Raw genomic sequence first — 18047 nt, forward strand, 5'->3', positions numbered from 1 at the left:
TAAAAACTTGAATAGATGAACGGAAATTTTCCAAATAAAAAAATGCAGCCTCTTTAAGTGACGATACTTTCGAGTCTGCATTTTTTATTTATATTTTTAAGAACGACTAGCTATTTTCTTAGCTTTCTCTGTATTGGCAAAATGTAACTTAGCAAATTTTCCTAACAACTCAATGCCACCTTTTTCTAACACTCTAGCTGCTAACTTATCAGCGTTAGCACCAGCGCCGGAAGGGACTTTAAATCCTAATTCAATGGATTCTTTGTCAAGTTCTTCTAAAAACGCCGCGCGACTAATAATTGAGGCTGCTGCAACAGCCATGTGGTATTGTTCTCCTTTTGTAACGAAATATAGCTTTTCTTGCACTTGGTGTTGTTCTGATTTTACATATTTGCGATAATTTGCTTCTGGCGTAAACTGATCTATTAAAATCGCTTCTGGTTTTTCAGGAGCTAATTCTTTCAATAAAAGAAAAATTGCCTGATTGTGTAGAGCGACTTTCATATGAACGGCATTGTATTTCGGTTGAATTTGGTTATATTTTTCTGGTTCTACAATCAACAATTTGTAAGGAATGGTTTCTTTTATAACCGCAGACAATGTAACAATTTGCGGATCTGTTAATTCTTTGGAATCTTTGACTCCCAATGCTTTCAGCTTTGCAACCATCGTTTTGTCCACATAGGCAGCACAAACGGTTACAGGGCCAAAATAACTGCCATTTCCTACTTCGTCACTTCCTAAAACAGAGAGTTGACTAAAGTTTGCTGGTAAAGTAGTCGCAGATTTTCCGCCGTTGCTTTTTTTTGTTTTTGGCTTAGAAGGTGTTCCTTCCCACAAAGCGGCTTCTCTTTCTGCATCGACACCTTGAAACATTACTTTTCCAGAATTATACGCAGTAATCGTCGTCATACCAATTCGAGCAACGAAATTAGTATATGGTACTACTTTATCTAAACGGTAATTCCCATAGTAATCCGCTATTTTTTTCATTGTAGTACTATCCACTTTAATCACTTGATTTTGACTCATTCAAAGACCTCACTTTTTTGTTCTATTTATTAGGGGATATTCAGCATTTTGCTGTTGACGTTTCTTATCTTAAAGCAAAAGGAGTGAAAAAGAAAGCGTAGCATTAATTATTTATTCCGCATTCGCTACCATGAGGAAGAGAAAAATAAAGATATTTTTATAAATACATAAGAAAAGCAACTTAATTCTTTCCAAAAGTTGAGTTTTCTAGCGCTTTATGGTATCATACATAATAGTAATGATACCAGTGAGGGAGTGAGCGGATTTCTGCTCACTCTTTTTGATGGAATGACTCAGTTATTCTAGTTTTCTAATGGATCGTTACACTAATCTCGAAGGAGGCGAAATTTTTGAGTAGTGTTGTGGAAACTGTCACTGAGTTAGTCACTCCCATCTTAGAAAAGCAAAATTTTGAACTTGTAGAAGTAGAGTTTGTTAAGGAAGGAAAGAATTGGTTTCTGCGTGTCTTTATAGACAAAGACGGTGGTATCGATATTGAAGAATGCGCGTTTGTTAGTGAACAACTAAGCGAGCGTTTGGATACAATTGATCCAGATCCGATTCCTCAAGCTTATTTTCTCGAAGTATCCTCACCGGGAGCAGAACGTCCATTGAAAAAAGAGAGCGATTATCAGAACGCTTTAGGAGCGTATATTCATATCTCATTGTATCAAGCAGTGGACGGAGAGAAACAATTTGAAGGAACCCTTGAAACACTTAATGAAGAACAACTAACATTAAAGATCAAAATTAAAACAAGAGAAAAAGAACTGACATTTGAACGGAAAAATATTGCTAAAGCTCGTTTAGCGATTCAATTTTAAAAACAAGTTCTAACGGGTACTCTCGATTATTTAGATAATCGAGAAACAGCTCGTTCAGCTTTCAATAAAAACGTAGGAGGAAGAGGTAAAAAAATGGGCAAAGAAATGTTAAACGCATTAGATACACTAGAAGCTGAAAAAGGTATTTCTAAGGAGATTGTGATTGAAGCGTTGGAAGCTGCGTTAGTTTCTGCATACAAAAGACATTACGGACAGGCAACAAACGTGGAGGTAGAATTTGAACCTAAAAAAGGAAACATCCATGTTTATGCTGTGAAAGAAGTGACAGAAGAAGTATTTGATTCTCAATTGGAAGTTTCATTAAAAGATGCGATGGCAGTTAACAAAGCATATGAACTTGGAGATAAAATTCGTTTTGAAGTAACACCGAAAGATTTTGGACGAATTGCTGCTCAAACAGCGAAACAAGTTATTTTGCAACGTGTTCGTGAAGCGGAAAGAACCATTATCTACAACGAGTTTAGCGAATATGAAAATGATATTATGCAAGGGATTGTTGAACGACAAGATCGCCGTTACATTTATGTGAACTTAGGTAAAATAGAAGCGGTGTTGTCTAAGCAAGATCAAATGCCAAATGAATTTTATCAACCTCACGATCGCATTAAAGTTTATGTATCTAAAGTAGAAAATACGTCTAAAGGACCACAAGTTTTTGTTAGCCGTAGTCATCCAGATTTACTGCGCCGCTTATTTGAACAAGAAATTCCAGAAGTTTATGATGGAATTGTTGAAATTGTTAGTGTGGCTCGTGAAGCGGGAGATCGCTCAAAAGTAGCAGTACGTTCTAACGATGCGAACATAGATCCAGTGGGTACTTGTGTAGGACCAAAAGGACAAAGGGTTCAAGCGATTGTGAATGAACTAAAAGGTGAAAATATGGACATTGTTGAATGGAATGAAGATCCAGCTATTTTCATTAGCAATGCGTTAAATCCAGCACAAGTTGTAGATGTTATTTTTGACCCAACGAATAGCAAAGCTTGTACGGTGGTAGTACCAGATTATCAACTATCTTTAGCTATTGGAAAACGTGGGCAAAACGCCCGTCTAGCTGCTAAATTAACTGGCTTTAAAGTAGACATTAAATCAGAGTCAGACATGGAAGACTACTACGCAAAACAAGAAGAAACTGAATACCGTGAAGAGGCAGAAGAAGCTTACGATGAAGCGATTGTGGCATCTGATATGACTGAAGATGATTATGAGAACGTTGCTTTTGAAGAAAAATCAGAAGAAAACGAAGAATAAACGAAGCGTTTTGGAGGGGATTAAATGAAAAAAAGAAAAATTCCAATGCGTAAATCTGTTGTTTCAGGTGAAATGAAACCTAAAAAAGAATTAGTTCGGATTACTCGTTCCAAAGAAGGCGAAGTAACCATCGATTCAAGTGGAAAAATGCCTGGTCGAGGTGCGTATATTTCTCTTGAGCCAAAAGAAGTACAAGAAGCTTGGGACAAACATATTTTAGATCGTGTACTAGAAACAACGTTGAGTGATACTTTTTATCAAGAACTATTAGACTATGTTGAACATCAAAAAGCACGTAAAGAGTTGTTTGGTAATGAATAAAGAAAAGATTTTAAACCTATTGGGAATTGCCATGAGAGCTGGAAAGCTAGTAACTGGTGAAGAGTTGACACTTCGGGATGTTCGTAGTAACCAAACAAAATTTGTTTTTGTCGCTGCGGATGCAAGTGAAAATACTAGAAAGAAAATCAAGGACAAATGTTCTTATTATAACGTTCCATGGAATGAGTCGTTCATTCAATCAGAGATTAGCCAAGCGATTGGTAGAACACGCATGGTTATTGGAATCAACGATCAAGGATTTGCGACTAAATTCAAGGAACTAATCAAAGGTTAGGAAGGTGATTGCATGGGAAAAAAGAGAATTTATGAATTAGCAAAAGAAATCAATCAGTCGAGTAAAGATGTCGTAGAGAAAGCACATGCATTAGGAATGGACGTCAAGAATCACATGGGGGCCATTTCTTCTGATGATGAGTCAAAACTACGTCAAGCTTTCGGAGGAAACAAAGCACCTCAGGGGAAAACAGCACCTGTTGCTAAACCGCAACAGCAAGCAGAAAAACCTAAAACAGGGCAAACACAAGTAAAACCAGCAAATCCAAAGCCAGTTAACCAGCAACATCAAAGCAATCGACCAAATCAAAGCCAAAATCAACGACCAAATAATAATCAAAATAGACCACAACAATCGAATGGTCAGCAACAACGTCCTCAAAATGGACAAAACCGTGGAGGGCAGGGGAACAATACGCAGAATAATCAGAATCGTCCAAGTAATCAAGGACAACAAAACAGACCGCAACAAAATAGACCACAGACAGGTCAAAATAATCAGCAAAGACCAAATAATCAAAATAGAAATACACAAGGAACAAATCAAGGACAACAGAATAATCGTCCAGCACAAACACAAAATACACAGAATCGTCCGCAACAAGGTCAAACTACTCAAAATCGCTCAACTGGCGGTCAAGGAACACAAACGCAAGGACAGAATCAAAACAGAACCAACAATACTCAAAATCGTAATAGCGGCTTCGGTGGTGGCCAAAACCGCAACAACCGTAGCAACTACAATAATCAAAACCGTAATAAGTTTAATAAAAAAGGTAAAAAAGGCAAGTATCATCAAGAGTCTCAAAAACCAGCAGTGCCAGCACGTAAATTCCGTGAATTGCCAGATGTACTAGAATATACAGAAGGGATGAACGTTGCGGATATCGCGAAAAAGATTCACCGCGAGCCAGCTGAAATCATCAAAAAGTTATTTATGATGGGTGTTATGGTTAACCAAAACCAATCATTAGATAAAGAAACAATTGAGCTTCTAGCTGTAGATTATGGAATGGAGCCACAAGAAAAAATTCAAGTTGACTTGGCTGACATTGATAAATTCTTTGAACCAGAAGCAGTTGTCGAGGAAAGTCTAGTCAATCGTCCTCCAGTTGTAACGATTATGGGACACGTTGACCACGGGAAAACAACTTTATTAGATACGTTAAGAAACTCACGAGTTACTTCAGGTGAAGCTGGAGGAATTACTCAACATATTGGTGCGTATCAAATTGACATTGATGGCAAACCAATCACTTTCTTAGATACCCCAGGACACTCGGCTTTTACTAGCATGCGTGCTCGTGGAGCCAGTATTACTGATATTACAATTTTAGTTGTCGCAGCAGATGATGGAGTAATGCCGCAAACTGTCGAAGCGATTAACCATGCCAAAGCAGCAGAAGTGCCAATTATTGTTGCAGTAAACAAGGTTGATAAGCCAGGTGCAAATCCTGATAATGTGAAGCAAGCGTTAAGTGAACATGGTCTAATCCCAGAAGAATGGGGCGGCGATACAATCTTTGTAAATATCTCAGCTAAATTTAACCAAAATATTGATGAGTTATTAGAAAATATTTTACTAATTGCTGAAGTTGAAGACTTGAAAGCTAACCCTGAACAAAAAGCGATTGGAACTGTAATTGAAGCGCGTTTAGATAAAGGAAAAGGTCCTGTTGCGACATTACTTGTACAACAAGGGACGCTTAGAGTCGGTGATCCAATCGTTGTAGGGAATACCTTTGGGCGTGTTCGTGTAATGACAAATGATATCGGTCGTCGCGATAAAGAAGCTGGTCCAGCTACACCAGTAGAAATTACTGGATTAAATGATGTTCCTCAAGCGGGTGATCGTTTCGTCGTCTTTGAAGATGAAAAAACAGCACGTCAAGCAGGGGAAGAACGTGGCAAACGTGCCTTGTTAGAACAACGTTCAGCAAGTAGTCGTGTAACCTTAGATAACCTATTTGAAAGTCTTAAAGAAGGCGAACTAAAAGAAGTTAATGTAATTATCAAAGCGGACGTGCAAGGTTCAGCAGAAGCTTTAGCAGCAAGCTTACAAAAAATTGATGTTGAGGGTGTTCGTGTGAAGATCGTTCACTCGGCTGTAGGAGCTATCAATGAAAGTGACGTTACTCTTGCTGCGGCAAGTAATGCGATAATCATTGGCTTTAACGTTCGACCTACTCCGCAAGCGAAACAACAAGCAGAACAAGAAGAAGTCGATATTCGTCTGCACCGTATCATTTATAAAGCGATTGATGAAATCGAAACGGCAATGAAGGGAATGCTTGATCCAGAGTTTGAAGAAAAAATTACGGGTCAAATGGTTGTTCGTGAACTTTACAAGGTATCAAAAGTTGGAACAATTGCAGGTTGTTACGTTACTGAAGGGTCAATCAGACGTGATAGTGGTGTACGTGTCATTCGTGATGGTATCGTGATTTTAGAAGGAAAACTAGCAAGCTTGAAGCGTTTTAAAGATGATGCGAAAGAAGTTAAACTAGGCTTCGAGTGTGGCGCAATGATCGAAAACTTTAATGATTTAAAAGTGGATGATATCATTGAAGGTTTTGTGATGGAAGAAATCAAAAAATAAAAGAAAAGAAGGATAATTAGTATGGCAAATTACCGAGACCGTCGAGTAGGTCAGGAAATTATGCGAGAAATCAACGACATTTTAAGACGTCGGGTGAGAGATCCTCGTGTCCAAGAAATCACAATTACAGATGTTCGTGTAACTGGTGACTTACAACAAGCGACAATATATTATAGTTTGTTATCTGATTTAGCTTCCGATCAACAAAAAGCACAACAAGGGTTAGATAAAGCAAAAGGACTAATTCGTAGAGAGTTAGGGCAACGTTTAACGCTTTATAAAACGCCAGAATTAATTTTTGAACGTGATGCATCCGTCCAGTACGGAAATCATATCGATGAGTTGATTCGTAAGCTGAATCAAGAATAAAAAGATAGGCAATCTCCTGATAAAAATAGGGGGTTGCCTTTTTTGTGTAAACATATGTTATGCTGTATCGTTGTCAATTTATTTATTGAGTCTAGCTATTGAATATAAGATAATGGAAGGAAAGACTAATCTCTGGTTTTATGATTAAATTGAATGAGGGGTTCTGAATGTAAATAAAATAATGTTCAAATTCAAAGAAAGTAGGTAAAGAAGATGTCAGATTGGAATACTTTGTTTCATGATAAAAAGAATATAGAAATGGCTCCTGAACCGGAAGTAGTTAAGTTTATTGAACTCTTAGCAAGGAAATTTCCAAATGAGAAGGAAAGGAGAGTTTGGGATTTAGGTTGTGGTGCTGGACGTCATAGTGTCGTGATGGGCAAACTAGGATGTGAAGTTTTTATCAGCGATAATTCTAATAAAGCAATAGAATTGACTAAGGAAAAATTGGATGATAATAAGATTTTTTATACTGATGCATTGTCTTCAATGGAAAATTAACCATGGGAAAAGAAAGAATTTTTGCATGGTGTTTTTAGTTGGGCTGTTCTCCAGCATAATACCTTAGATAAAATAATTGAATCTATTAATTGCATACACAAATCACTCATTACGGGAGGATATTTTTTAGGAACTATTAAATCTACAAAAGCTGATTTATTTGGAAAAGGGAAAGAAATTGAAAAAAATACATTTATTTTAGATTTAGGAAAAGAAGAAGGTATTCCACATCATTATTTTGATGTGGAGGGAGTAAAACAAATCTTTTCTGATGATAAATGGGAAATAATCATACTCGCTGAGCAAGTAGTAAACTACGTATCGACAATAGACAAATTTTGGGAAATTAATCCATTTAGATACACTACATGGTGCATACTTGCAAGGAAAAGATAGGAGAGAGAAGTGGATTTAAATTGACTGACAAGTTTCAATCAATAGAAGTATAAATGAAAGAAAAAAGGAATAATCGTCTCTATTACTTGATGAACCTACAACTAGTTTACATCAGCATGATGTTCTTGAAAGTAATCAATATTTTAAAAAGACTTGTCAAAAAAGGAAACAGCGTTTTTGTAATTGAGCATAATTTAAATGTCATCTCGCAAGCAGACTATATTATTGATATGGGAATACAAGGTGGTAAATATAGAGGCAACATTATTGCTGAGGGAACGCCACGAAAAGTCATTGAATCAAAAGATAGTCTGACAGCTTCGGTTTTGAGAGAATATTTATGAAAAGGTGATGACAACAAACCTAAACGTAAGCGAGAAAAACGAAGGGAAAGGTCTATCATTTTGCATACAGGATAGATTTTTTTGAGAAAAAACAGCACTTGGAAATGCTACACAAGAACCATCTATGCTATAATATACAAGTTGCTAAGGCTGATTGTTCTTTGAGTCAAAGGAAAGGCGACTAGTTATAACAATGGAATTGGAGGCACGAAAATGGAAGGCATTTTACCTTTATGGAAAGAACCTGGCATGACGAGTCATGATTGTGTTTTTAAGTTAAGGAAAATTTTACATACAAAAAAAATCGGTCATGGAGGCACGTTAGATCCAGATGTTGCAGGTGTTTTACCTATCTGTATTGGCAAAGGAACGAAAGTCATTGAGTATATGGTAGATTCAGGGAAAACATATGAAGGGGAAATCACACTAGGTTTTTCTACGACAACCGAAGATGCCAGTGGAGAAATCGTTGAAAAGAAACCACTTCTAAGAGCTTTGTCGGTGCAGGAAATAGATCAAGCGATGAGGAAAATGACAGGAGAAATTACGCAAATTCCTCCGATGTTTTCGGCGGTAAAAGTCAATGGAAAACGTCTCTATGAATATGCTAGAAACGGGGAAGAAGTAGAACGACCTGTTCGGAAAGCGCAAATTTATTCTTTTGAGCGAACTAGTGAGCCTATTTTTAATGAGGAATCAGGAACTCAAAGTTGGAGTTTTAGAGTAGTCTGTGGAAAAGGGACTTACGTTCGGACATTATCTGTTGATACAGGAGAACGTTTAGGATTTCCAGCTCATATGTCAAAATTAGTTCGTACTGCAAGTGGTGGATTAGAAGCAAAGCAATGTTTGACTTTGGATCAGGTAGCTGAAAAAATGTCGTCAGAAACTATAAATGACTTTTTGTTGCCAATCGAAGTAGCTATCAAGCAATTTAAGAGAATTGATCTTTCAGACAGCTTATACGAAAAAGTGAAAAATGGTGTTCCTTTGACCAAAAAAGAGCTTGGATTGGTGGAGATGCCACAAGAATTAGTGGCTCTTTATTATAACGATCAGGTTGTTAGTTTATATATGGCTCATCCTAGTAAAAAAGACTTGCTAAAACCAAGTAAAGTATTGAGAAATAACTAATAGAAAGAAGTTTTATGATATGCAAATTATTCCAATTCATCATCCCTATGATCCGAAAATGATTCCTGTAGACGAGATAGTTATGGTTTTAGGTTTTTTTGATGGGGTTCATAAAGGGCATCAAAAAGTAATTGAAACGGGACGTAAAATTGCTAAAGAAAGAAACTTAAAGTTAGCGGTTATGACTTTTAACCAGCATCCTTCAATTGTTTTTCAAAAAGTTTTGCCTGAAAATATGAAATATTTAAATAGTTTACCTCAAAAAGAACAATTAATGGAAAGTTTGGGTGTAGACATTTTATACGTTATTGAGTTTACTTCAGCCTTTGCTCGTTTGGCACCACAAGAATTTGTGGATCAGTATATTGTTGGGTTGCATGGGAAAGTCGCAGTTTCTGGTTTTGATTATACCTACGGGCCAAAAGAAATTGCTGGTGTAGAACAATTGCCTACGTATGCGAAAAATCGCTTTGAAGTAGTTACGGTTTCCAAAGAAGAAAGTGATGGGGAGAAGATTAGTTCAACTCGTATTCGTGAAATGATGGAAGCTGGAAATATGGAAGAAGTGACGAATCTTTTAGGCTATGTTTATGAAATTGAAGGAACTGTTGTTCATGGCGATGCTAGAGGGCGACAATTAGGATTCCCTACAGCAAATATCAAAATAAAAAGTACCGTTCGTCTTCCGAGGATTGGTGTTTATGCAGTGGAGATTTTGGTTGGTGACAAATGGCTAGTTGGCATGGGATCGATTGGACACAATGATACTTTTGGTGCTGGTCGAGGGTTAACGGTTGAAGTATACATTCTTGATTTTCATCAGGATATTTATGGTGAACAAGTTTCGGTACGTTGGAATCATTATTTAAGAGACCAGATTACTTTTGATGGGGCAGAAAAATTAATTTTGCAATTAAAACAAGACGAAGCAGATACAGCAGCTTACTTTTCAGAAAGAGGAGAATAGTATGACATCAGCCTACATCCACATACCGTTCTGTGAGCACATCTGCTACTATTGCGACTTTAACAAAGTTTTTTTAGAAGGGCAGCCAGTTGATGAATATATTCAAATGCTTTTAAGAGAAATTCAATTAACGAAGAAACAGTACCCTAGTTTGGAAACAGAAACAATCTACATCGGTGGTGGCACACCGACCTCTTTATCCGCTAAGCAGTTATCTGTTTTATTAGAAGGTGTTAGGGATTTGTTGCCTTTTGATTTAAAAAATGAATTTACCGTGGAAGCAAACCCAGGGGATTTGACCCGGGAAAAACTACAAGTAATGAAAGAATATGGCGTGAATCGTCTTTCTATGGGCGTCCAAACATTTAACAATCAGTTGCTAAAAAAAATAGGTCGTAAGCATACAGCAGAAGATGTCTATGAAACGATGAAGCTTTTAGAGAAAGAACAGTTTTCTAATGTTAGTATTGATTTGATTTATGCGTTGCCAGGACAAACATTAGAAGATTTTCGAGACACACTTCATCGAGCGATTGAACTTGATTTGCCTCACTATTCTTTATATTCTCTCATATTAGAAAATAAAACGATGTTCATGAATTGGATTAGACAAGGAAGGTTGAAGCTTCCAGATCAGGATATAGAGGCGAAAATGTTCGAAGAAACGATTTCCGCAATGGCAAAAGGCGGTCGTAATCAATATGAAGTCAGCAATTTTGCTTTACCTGGAAAAGAGAGTCAACATAATTTGGTCTATTGGAACAATGACCATTACTATGGTTTTGGTGCAGGAGCGAGTGGCTATTTAGGGTACCAACGCTATCGGAATCATGGACCAATCCAACATTATTTGGAGCCTTTAAGAAATAGCCAATTACCGACTGTTGAAATAGAAAAATTAACTAAAAACAATCAAATGGAAGAAGAAATGTTTTTAGGATTACGCAAAAAAAGTGGCGTGTCTAAAGAAAAATTTCAACAAAAATTTCATCATCCAATTGAAGAAATCTATGGAGAAGTCATTAAAAAGTTAATTCAAGAAAAATTGTTAATTGAACACAACGATCATTTATTACTTAGCGAAAAAGGACTTTTTTTGGGTAATGACGTATTTGAAACATTCTTGCTAGAAAAATAAATAGAAAAAACTATCCTATGAAAGATGTAATTTTTTGTAGGGTAGTTTTTTCTTTTTTGATATTTTGTGGGAATAAATAGCTAAAAATATATGTTTTAGCACTCGTTGGAACAGAGTGCTAAAAAAGTGATTGTTTCTCTTGACAAGTTGGACAGAACTTGGTATATTATTACTTGTATTAGCACTTGCTGTTCATGAGTGCTAATGAAGGGTGGTAACATATGATAACAGAAAGACAAAAGAATATCTTACGACTTATCATCCAAAGTTATACCAATACAGGAAATCCTGTAGGGTCAAAAAAATTAATGGAAGATGGCGTAGAATCTAGTTCTGCAACAATTCGTAACGACATGAAGGCTTTGGAAGAATATGGTTTGCTTCTTAAAACACATTCTTCATCTGGAAGAATCCCTTCTATGTTAGGCTATCGTTACTATGTAGATCATCTATTGAGACCTGCTGAAGTAAATAATGAAGAATTACAATTGATTCGGCATTCTTTTGGCAAAGAGTTTCATGAAATTAATGATATTATTGAGCAGTCTGCTGAGATTCTTTCAGACTTAACTAGCTACACAGCATTTTCTTTAGGTCCAGAAGTGAAAGAGCGGCGGTTAACAGGCTTCCGTATTGTTCCTTTGAATGAAAGGCAAATTATTGCAATCATCGTCACAGACAAAGGAAACGTAGAAAGTCAAGTGTTTGCCGTACCTCCTAGTGTTTCTAGCCAAGATTTAGAGAAGATGACTCAGATTATTAATGAAAAGCTAGTTGGTGAGCCATTACTTACGGTCTATCATCGCTTGAGAACAGAGATACCGATGATTTTACATCGTTATTTCCAAACGCCTGATGGCATGATGGATTTGTTCGATGCAATGCTAGGGCAAGCTTTTGATGAAAAAGTGTATGTCAGCGGTCGAATGAATGTCTTAGATTTTGGCATTCAAAAAGATGTGCAACAAATTAAATCAGTTTATTCATTTATGCAAGATTCAGAAGAGCTTACTCAATTATTAAATGCCACTGTGACTACGGATTCGCCAATTGCCATTAGGATTGGAACAGAATTGGGAAATGAACTGTTAGATGATATGAGTATGATTACTGCAACTTATGAAGTCGCAGGACATGGGAAAGGTACAATCGCATTATTAGGACCGACCAGCATGCCTTATTCGAAAATGTTTGGTCTAGTTGATGTGTTTCGACACGAATTAGCTTCAAAGCTTGGTACCTACTATCGATTTTTAGACGAGTAGGTTGATTATAAAATCTTTTAAAATATATAGAATAAGTTATTTCTATAAAAAAGAGAAAGGAAGTTGTTAGTGTGAAAAAAGAAGAACAAGAAGAGCTAGACGAACAAAAAGACGTCGAAGTAAAGGAAGATCCTGAGGTTTCGGAAACAGAAGTTGAGGATGCTGGAGAGGATAATCTTAAAGCTGAATTAGATGAAATGGAAGATAAATTTTTAAGAGCTCGAGCTGAGATTGCAAATATGAGCAATCGCTTCAAGAATGAACGTGAACTGTTAGTTCGTTACCGTTCTCAAGACTTGGGTAAAAAATTATTGCCTGCGATTGATAATTTAGAACGGGCAATGGCTATCGAAGTTGATGATGAACAAGGTGCGAGTCTTAAAAAAGGAATTTCAATGGTCCTTGAAAGTTTGCATATTGCTTTAAAAGAAGAAGGAATTGAAGAAATTCCAGCAATGGGAGAAATCTTTGATCCTAATTTACATCAAGCGGTTCAAACAATACCAGCCGGGGAAGATGTGCCAGCTGAGACAATTGTTGAAGTTCTACAAAAAGGCTACAAATTGCAAGATCGTGTTCTACGAGCAAGTATGGTTATCGTGGCACAATAGTTAACGAGCTAAATAAGTTCGTATGTATATAAATTAAATAGAAATTAAAAGAAGAATAGGAGATTATTGATTATGACTAAAATTATCGGTATTGACTTAGGTACTACAAACTCTGCAGTAGCAGTTTTAGAAGGTGGAGAAGCAAAAATCATTGCGAATCCAGAAGGAAACCGCACAACACCATCCGTTGTTTCATTTAAAAATGGCGAAATTCAAGTAGGGGAAGTTGCAAAACGTCAAGCAGTAACCAACCCTCATACGATTTCATCTATCAAACGTCATATTGGTGAAGCAGGATATAAAGTTGAAATGGAAGGTAAATCATATACACCACAAGAAATTTCAGCGATGATTTTACAATATCTAAAAGGTTTTGCTGAAGAATATTTAGGTGAAAAAGTTGAAAAAGCAGTTATTACTGTTCCTGCTTACTTTAATGATGCACAACGCCAAGCAACTAAAGACGCTGGTAAAATTGCTGGTTTAGAAGTAGAACGTATTGTTAACGAACCAACAGCAGCGGCATTAGCTTATGGTTTAGATAAAACAGATAAAGATGAAAAAATCTTAGTATTTGACCTTGGTGGTGGTACATTTGACGTATCTATCCTTGAATTAGGTGATGGCGTATTCGACGTATTGTCAACTTCAGGAGATAACAGTCTTGGTGGAGATGACTTTGATAACAAAATTATCGATCATATGGTTGCTGAATTCAAAAAAGAAAATGGCGTTGACTTAGGTAAAGACAAAATGGCTTTACAACGTTTGAAAGATGCGGCTGAAAAAGCGAAGAAAGATTTATCAGGTGTAACAAGTACTCAAATTAGCTTACCATTTATTACTGCGGGAGACGCAGGTCCATTGCATTTGGAAATGAATTTGACTCGTGCAAAATTTGATGAATTAACAAGTGATTTAGTTGAACGTACAAAAATTCCAGTTCGTCAAGCGCTAAAAGATGCTGGCTTAAATGCTTCTGAAATTGATGAAGTCATCTTAGTTGGTGGATCAACTCGTATTCCAGCGGTTGTGGAAGCAGTTCGTAAAGAAACAAATAAAGAACCAAACAAATCAGTTAACCCAGACGAAGTAGTAGCAATGGGTGCTGCAATCCAAGGTGGCGTTATCACTGGTGATGTGAAAGACGTAGTCTTACTAGACGTAACTCCTTTATCATTAGGGATTGAAACAATGGGTAGCGTATTTACTAAATTGATCGATCGTAATACAACAATTCCAACAAGTAAATCACAAGTCTTTTCAACGGCTGCAGATAACCAACCAGCGGTAGATATTCATGTGTTGCAAGGTGAACGTCCAATGGCTGCTGATAATAAAACATTAGGAAGATTCCAATTAACAGATATTCCAGCAGCACCACGTGGTGTTCCTCAAATTGAAGTGACTTTTGATATCGATAAAAATGGTATTGTAAATGTTCGCGCGAAAGATTTAGGAACACAGAAAGAGCAAACAATTACAATCAAATCTTCTTCTGGTTTATCAGATGACGAAATCGAACGTATGGTTAAAGATGCTGAAGCGAATGCTGAAGCAGACAAACAACGTAAAGAAGAAGTGGATTTACGTAACGATGTTGACGCATTACTATTCACTGTTGATAAAACATTGAAAGAGCTTGAAGGTAAAGTTGATGCTGATGAAGTGAAAAAAGCAGAAGATGCTCGTGATGAGTTAAAAGCTGCTGTTGAAGCAAATGACATTGAACAAATGAAAGAAAAACGTGATGCTTTGAATGAAATCGTTCAAAACTTGACTGTAAAACTTTATGAACAAGCAGCGCAACAACAAGCAGAAGAAAATCCTGAAGCTGCACAAGGTGGAGCAGATGATGTTGTAGATGCCGACTTTGAAGAAGTAGATGGCGATGATAAATAATCGTTAAAAGCTGATAGAGACCAAAGTCACAACTTTGGTCTCTATTGATTTTGATGGCATGTTGGAAATAGGTAACTATTGTATGACATTTTGTAAGAATCTATTTAGGTTTTTGCTAAATTATGGTATGATTACAACGGTGTTTTCGCATGATTAGAGTTATTTATTTGAAACAATTACTAGTAAATGCTAGTTCTTCTTTAAAATTTTTTATTAGTCGAACAGCAGTAGGAATAAAAGTTGGAGGGAACCAATGGCTAAACGAGACTATTACGAAGTGCTAGGATTATCCAAAGGCGCTTCAGATGATGAAATAAAAAAAGCATACCGTAAGCTTTCTAAAAAATATCACCCAGATATTAACAAAGAATCCGATGCAGAAGCGAAATTTAAAGAAGTATCCGAAGCCTATGAAATATTGAGTGATTCACAGAAAAAAGCGGCATATGATCAATACGGTCATGCAGGTACCGATCCTAATTATGGTGGCGGTGGTGGATTTGGTGGATTCGGAGGCGGTGGATTTAGCAGCGCAGGCGGATTTGGCGGATTTGAAGATATTTTCGATTCTTTCTTTGGTGGCGGCGGACGTTCAGTTGATCCTAACGCTCCTAGGCAAGGTGCAGATTTACAATATACAATTAATCTTAAGTTCGAAGAAGCGATTTTTGGTGTTGAAAAAGAAATCAAATATAATCGTGAAGATAATTGTAGTACCTGTGGCGGAAATGGCGCGAAACCGGGCACGCATCCAGAGACTTGTCGTAAATGTCATGGTGCTGGAACGATTAACGTTGAGAGACAAACGCCGCTTGGTCGTGTAATGAGCCGACAAACGTGTGATGTTTGTCATGGAACAGGGAAAGAAATTAAAGAACCTTGTCCAACTTGTCATGGCACAGGCCATGAGAAAAAAGCCCATAGAGTCAAAGTCAATGTGCCCGCTGGTGTCGAAGATGGACAACAGATGCGCTTAGCAAATAAAGGTGAGGCCGGAACCAATGGTGGGCCTTATGGTGATCTTTATGTAGTCTTTAGTGTTGAAGATAGTAATATTTTCGATCGTGATGGTGCTGAAATCTATTATGAGTTGCCTTTGAGCTTTGTTCAGGCGGCTTTAGGAGATGAAATTAAAGTGCCAACTGTTCATGGAGATGTGAAGTTGAAAATTCCTGCTGGAACGCAAACTGGAACGAACTTCCGTCTAAGAGGAAAAGGTGCTCCGCGTTTACGTGGCGGAAGTAATGGCGATCAACATGTACAAGTGAAGATTATTACACCGAAAAACTTGAATCAAGAACAACTTGAAGCTTTAAGAGCTTTTGCTAAAGCTGGTGGACAAGAAGTAAGTGAGCAGCAAGAAGAAGGTTTTTTTGATAAAATGAAAGACGCTTTCGGTGGTAAGAAGAAAAGATAAGATGAAATAAAGTAAGTTAAAGTGGTTGAGACAGAAGCCGTTTTTGGGCGAGAAATTGGACCGGAAAGCGTACGATACGCTTTATATACCGAGTGATTTTCGGAGAATTTCCGAAGATTCAGATTTTTGACCACCAATTATTCGGATTTAGAGGATAAAACAAAACTGATTTTTAGTTTTGTTTTATCTTTTTTTTGTTTTAATCATACAGAGAAAGCAACTTTCTAATTCGTTTTTTTAATTCGATTCGCACGTACTCAGGAGCGAGACATTCGCACCTTTCTCCTAACCCAAGTAAGAAATTATATCCATAGTCGTCGGCCATAAATCTTAATTCAACAGTTAAATATTGTTCATCTTCTTGGCAAAGGACAGTTATATTTCCAAATTTATCAATCAATTGATCTTTTAACGTGCGGTGTATTTTTAGTTGGATAGTGATTAATTCTTTTTTTGTCCATGGCTCACCACCTAGTGGTTTAGTGTTAAAAGCTCTAGGCTCAAATGTTTGAGAGAGTAGTTGGGCTTGGTCGATTCTAGAGAGTTTAAATGTTCTAAAGTCCTGCTTACTTTGACAATAGGCCTGTAGATACCAACTTATTTCTTTTAATACTAAACGATAGGGTTCAACAATGCGTTTAGTTTTTTGACCTTTATTGTCTTCGTAATTGAAAGAGAATAGTTTATTTTGGTCCATTCCTTGTTTGATATTTTCTAAGACTGGCTGTGTTTTCCGATTACTGGTCCATGGCGTTAGGTCAACAGCGATTTGGTTTGCCTTGAATTCAATTTCTTCTGAAACATGTTCTGGTATTAAGGTTTTTATTTTTTCAAATGTGTGTTGTAAGTTGATTGGAGAAATATTATTAGCTAAGCTTTCTAGTGCGATTAGTAAAGAAGTAATATCAGAATTCGTAAAAAAACGCTTATCTATCTTGTAGTTTTCCATAATGCTAATTCCGCCCTTACTGCCAGTTTGGGTAGTAACCGGAATCCCTGATTGGGCAAGAGAATCTATATCTCGATAAATCGTTCGGACAGAAACTTCTAACATTTCCGCCAATCTAGAGGCGCTGATTTGCTTTTGTTCTAGCAAAATCATAATAATAGTGAGTAATCTTTCTGTTTTCATGGGGTTCCCTTCTTTCAAATCCATTTATGTATAAATGATGGATAAATAAGTGAAAATCTCTCTCTTTCATATTATAACCAAACTACAAGTATTTTAAGTCAAAAAAATCGAAATTTATCTTTTGAATTTCGAAAAAAGTTCTTGTTTCTTTTTCTTTCTGTGCTATAATATGGATGTATAAATTGAATATGCGTAAGTTTCAATGGAAATTTGGTTAGATTCCAATACGGTCCCGCCACTGTAAAGAGCATTTTTTGCTATAAGTCAGGTCTTTAGAACTTATGTACCCGTAATACTGTTTCGAGGCAAAACAGTAGGACACATTAAAAAGTGACTATTGATAATCGTTTTTCGGTTATTAAATAGAGTGAACCAATTAATGTGGCGCTTGTACGACGAAGTACAACGGTTAAGCCTATTTTTTGTGTTCATTTATAGTAAAAAACATAAATATTAAATAAAAATTAAAACACAAGGTAGTGTTTTTTTACAAGCAAAGAAGCTGTAAAGAAGATGGAGTCCGTCTTTT

18 protein-coding genes and 1 riboswitch are annotated in these 18047 nt (G+C 36.7%); of the genes, 16 read left to right on the top strand and 2 right to left on the bottom strand.

Annotated elements, in window-relative coordinates; translation table 11 throughout:
* Nucleotides 1-96: 96 nt before the first annotated feature.
* On the bottom strand, nt 97-1032 hold the full coding sequence (gene rnhC, locus BCR26_RS09920; RefSeq protein WP_069698834.1) for a ribonuclease HIII: 936 nt from the start codon (nt 1030-1032) through the stop codon (nt 97-99).
* Nucleotides 1033-1382: 350 nt separating this feature from the next.
* On the opposite strand from rnhC, the gene rimP reads away from it, so the two are divergent.
* The 16 genes from rimP to dnaJ all read left to right on the top strand — a co-directional run bounded on the left by rimP (nt 1383) and on the right by dnaJ (nt 16386).
* A complete protein-coding gene (gene rimP / locus BCR26_RS09925) occupies nt 1383-1856 on the top strand; it encodes a ribosome maturation factor RimP (protein WP_069698835.1) in 474 nt (157 codons plus the stop codon).
* 93 nt (nt 1857-1949) lie between these two features.
* Complete coding sequence (nusA, locus tag BCR26_RS09930) at nt 1950-3128, top strand: transcription termination factor NusA (protein ID WP_069698836.1); 1179 nt, start codon at nt 1950-1952, stop codon at nt 3126-3128.
* Between the two features lie 24 nt (nt 3129-3152).
* Complete coding sequence (rnpM, locus tag BCR26_RS09935) at nt 3153-3449, top strand: RNase P modulator RnpM (protein ID WP_069698837.1); 297 nt, start codon at nt 3153-3155, stop codon at nt 3447-3449.
* Complete coding sequence (locus BCR26_RS09940) at nt 3442-3744, top strand: L7Ae/L30e/S12e/Gadd45 family ribosomal protein (RefSeq protein ID WP_069698838.1); 303 nt, start codon at nt 3442-3444, stop codon at nt 3742-3744. The genes rnpM and BCR26_RS09940 overlap by 8 nt, the downstream gene beginning before the upstream one ends.
* A 12-nt stretch (nt 3745-3756) precedes the next feature.
* Nucleotides 3757-6342 carry a translation initiation factor IF-2 gene (gene infB / locus BCR26_RS09945; RefSeq protein WP_069698839.1) on the top strand — a complete coding sequence of 862 codons (2586 nt, stop codon included), beginning with the start codon at nt 3757-3759 and terminating at the stop codon, nt 6340-6342.
* A 21-nt stretch (nt 6343-6363) separates the two neighbouring features.
* Complete coding sequence (rbfA, locus tag BCR26_RS09950) at nt 6364-6711, top strand: 30S ribosome-binding factor RbfA (protein ID WP_069698840.1); 348 nt, start codon at nt 6364-6366, stop codon at nt 6709-6711.
* A gap of 213 nt (nt 6712-6924) precedes the next feature.
* Nucleotides 6925-7212, top strand: coding sequence for a class I SAM-dependent methyltransferase (locus tag BCR26_RS18955; RefSeq protein WP_245341888.1), 288 nt, complete (start codon nt 6925-6927; stop codon nt 7210-7212).
* A 21-nt stretch (nt 7213-7233) separates the two neighbouring features.
* On the top strand, nt 7234-7608 hold the full coding sequence (locus tag BCR26_RS18960) for a hypothetical protein (protein ID WP_245341889.1): 375 nt from the start codon (nt 7234-7236) through the stop codon (nt 7606-7608).
* 89 nt (nt 7609-7697) lie between these two features.
* Nucleotides 7698-7952, top strand: coding sequence for a hypothetical protein (locus BCR26_RS09960; RefSeq protein WP_211272298.1), 255 nt, complete (start codon nt 7698-7700; stop codon nt 7950-7952).
* Between the two features lie 213 nt (nt 7953-8165).
* Complete coding sequence (gene truB, locus BCR26_RS09965) at nt 8166-9086, top strand: tRNA pseudouridine(55) synthase TruB (protein ID WP_069698842.1); 921 nt, start codon at nt 8166-8168, stop codon at nt 9084-9086.
* Nucleotides 9087-9105: 19 nt separating this feature from the next.
* Nucleotides 9106-10053: a riboflavin biosynthesis protein RibF gene (gene ribF / locus BCR26_RS09970; RefSeq protein ID WP_069698843.1), complete on the top strand. Its 948-nt coding sequence runs from the start codon at nt 9106-9108 to the stop codon at nt 10051-10053.
* 1 nt (nt 10054) lies between these two features.
* Nucleotides 10055-11191, top strand: a complete 1137-nt coding sequence (gene hemW / locus BCR26_RS09975; protein WP_069698844.1) for a radical SAM family heme chaperone HemW — start codon at nt 10055-10057, stop codon at nt 11189-11191.
* A 221-nt stretch (nt 11192-11412) separates the two neighbouring features.
* The gene (gene hrcA, locus BCR26_RS09980; protein WP_069698845.1) at nt 11413-12456 is read left to right on the top strand and encodes a heat-inducible transcriptional repressor HrcA; all 1044 of its coding nucleotides are present in this window, start codon (nt 11413-11415) and stop codon (nt 12454-12456) included.
* A gap of 71 nt (nt 12457-12527) precedes the next feature.
* Complete coding sequence (grpE, locus tag BCR26_RS09985; protein ID WP_245676960.1) at nt 12528-13067, top strand: nucleotide exchange factor GrpE; 540 nt, start codon at nt 12528-12530, stop codon at nt 13065-13067.
* Between the two features lie 72 nt (nt 13068-13139).
* Entirely contained in the window at nt 13140-14969 is a 1830-nt protein-coding gene (dnaK, locus tag BCR26_RS09990) for a molecular chaperone DnaK (protein ID WP_069698847.1), read from the top strand.
* Between the two features lie 253 nt (nt 14970-15222).
* On the top strand, nt 15223-16386 hold the full coding sequence (dnaJ, locus tag BCR26_RS09995; protein ID WP_069698848.1) for a molecular chaperone DnaJ: 1164 nt from the start codon (nt 15223-15225) through the stop codon (nt 16384-16386).
* A gap of 199 nt (nt 16387-16585) precedes the next feature.
* On the opposite strand, the gene BCR26_RS10000 is transcribed toward dnaJ, so the two are convergent.
* Nucleotides 16586-17518 (bottom strand): helix-turn-helix transcriptional regulator, encoded by a 933-nt coding sequence (locus BCR26_RS10000; protein WP_069698849.1) that lies wholly within the window; start codon nt 17516-17518, stop codon nt 16586-16588.
* 180 nt (nt 17519-17698) lie between these two features.
* Nucleotides 17699-17842, top strand: a riboswitch (adenosylcobalamin (AdoCbl) riboswitch).
* The last annotated feature ends 205 nt before the right edge of the window (nt 17843-18047 follow it).

The sequence above is a fragment of the Enterococcus rivorum genome (genome assembly GCF_001742285.1).
GTDB classification, from domain to species: domain Bacteria; phylum Bacillota; class Bacilli; order Lactobacillales; family Enterococcaceae; genus Enterococcus_L; species Enterococcus_L rivorum.

Coding starts and splice junctions, on each gene's coding strand:
- dnaK (WP_069698847.1), top strand. CDS start 13,140: ATGACTAAAATTATCGGTATTGACTTAGGTACTACAAACTCTGCAGTA.
- infB (WP_069698839.1), top strand. CDS start 3,757: ATGGGAAAAAAGAGAATTTATGAATTAGCAAAAGAAATCAATCAGTCG.
- dnaJ (WP_069698848.1), top strand. CDS start 15,223: ATGGCTAAACGAGACTATTACGAAGTGCTAGGATTATCCAAAGGCGCT.
- rnpM (WP_069698837.1), top strand. CDS start 3,153: ATGAAAAAAAGAAAAATTCCAATGCGTAAATCTGTTGTTTCAGGTGAA.
- BCR26_RS10000 (WP_069698849.1), bottom strand. CDS start 17,518: ATGAAAACAGAAAGATTACTCACTATTATTATGATTTTGCTAGAACAA.
- BCR26_RS18955 (WP_245341888.1), top strand. CDS start 6,925: ATGTCAGATTGGAATACTTTGTTTCATGATAAAAAGAATATAGAAATG.
- nusA (WP_069698836.1), top strand. CDS start 1,950: ATGGGCAAAGAAATGTTAAACGCATTAGATACACTAGAAGCTGAAAAA.
- truB (WP_069698842.1), top strand. CDS start 8,166: ATGGAAGGCATTTTACCTTTATGGAAAGAACCTGGCATGACGAGTCAT.
- rnhC (WP_069698834.1), bottom strand. CDS start 1,032: ATGAGTCAAAATCAAGTGATTAAAGTGGATAGTACTACAATGAAAAAA.
- hrcA (WP_069698845.1), top strand. CDS start 11,413: ATGATAACAGAAAGACAAAAGAATATCTTACGACTTATCATCCAAAGT.
- hemW (WP_069698844.1), top strand. CDS start 10,055: ATGACATCAGCCTACATCCACATACCGTTCTGTGAGCACATCTGCTAC.
- BCR26_RS09960 (WP_211272298.1), top strand. CDS start 7,698: ATGAACCTACAACTAGTTTACATCAGCATGATGTTCTTGAAAGTAATC.
- BCR26_RS09940 (WP_069698838.1), top strand. CDS start 3,442: ATGAATAAAGAAAAGATTTTAAACCTATTGGGAATTGCCATGAGAGCT.
- ribF (WP_069698843.1), top strand. CDS start 9,106: ATGCAAATTATTCCAATTCATCATCCCTATGATCCGAAAATGATTCCT.
- rbfA (WP_069698840.1), top strand. CDS start 6,364: ATGGCAAATTACCGAGACCGTCGAGTAGGTCAGGAAATTATGCGAGAA.